Origin of the sequence: Clostridium thailandense, from assembly GCF_019207025.1 — a bacterium.
GTDB lineage: Bacteria > Bacillota > Clostridia > Clostridiales > Clostridiaceae > Clostridium_AM > Clostridium_AM thailandense.
Map to the genome: position 1 here is coordinate 1 of NZ_JAEEGC010000259.1, position 1,086 is coordinate 1,086.

1 protein-coding gene is annotated in these 1,086 nt (G+C 32.0%); it reads right to left on the reverse strand.

All coding sequences use genetic code 11. The features are described 5' to 3' along the window. Positions 1–1,086, reverse strand: a 1,086-nt coding sequence (locus I6U48_RS29470) for a right-handed parallel beta-helix repeat-containing protein (RefSeq protein WP_218324077.1), incomplete at both ends; no start/stop codon positions are given.

The window sequence follows — 1,086 nt, forward strand, 5'->3', positions numbered from 1 at the left end:
TTTAAATTTTAGATTCTCAATCCCGTTCCATGGTTGGTATACATATATACTGTATGATTTAGCATTTTCAAATGTATTATTTGTAATAACAAGATTTGAAGTATCAGCTGTATTTGGATATAACATAATATGAGCTCCAGTTGGATTAGGTCTTTGTATATGTCCCCAACCTCCTCCGGCATTTATACATATATTGTTTTCGAAAATAATGTCATGTGTTTTACCACCAACTCCAGTATTCCAATATTCAAAGGACATCTCTGCATTTTTTATCGTGTTATTTCTATATATAATATTATATTGCTGAATTCCATTGTCGTTTCCTTGATTTGTTAATCCAGAGTCATATATATCCGATATATTACAACCATCTACTAAGTTATCATGTGCATTGTCCCAGAATTCTACGCCATTACCAAACCGTACAGGAGATCCATCATTTTGAAATACATTTTCCTGAATTCCGCCACCCATATAACTTATATCACAATTTAGTATGCTTATGTGATGAGTGTTGCCTCCACTGATGCCGTGGGAGCCACCGTATCTTAAATCCAGTCCATTGTAAACAACATAACTTTTATTAGATTCATTGATTATAGGTTTTGTAAGAGCACATTCAATTTTATGATATATTTCAGCAGGATTTTTTTCAGAGTAGATCTTAATAGTTTGATTTTTCTTATCATACCAAAATTTATTTTGGTCAGTTAATTCAGATTCATTAAAGACTTTAGTTCCACAGGCTTCACCATCATTAAAGATTATATTTCCAATATCAGGGAATAAGTTTAAATTAGACGTTTCGGTAAAACTAATATTGCTTAAATATAGAGTTGAGCCTTCTGGTAATGCATCACCTAGATAAAATGTTATTCTGCCATTAGGATCAGTACAATTTGCTGTATAGTAAACTGAATAGTTATCCCAATCTGTAGATATGCTCGGGGATAAATCGGAGTGATAAGAGTATCTATCAGCCCACGGACTATTACATTGCATTAGGCTAATTTTGGGGATTTTAAATGCTGTAGTAGATTTAGCCTTAAAACTAAGTTTATAAGTCTTATTTGTGGTTAGATTTAA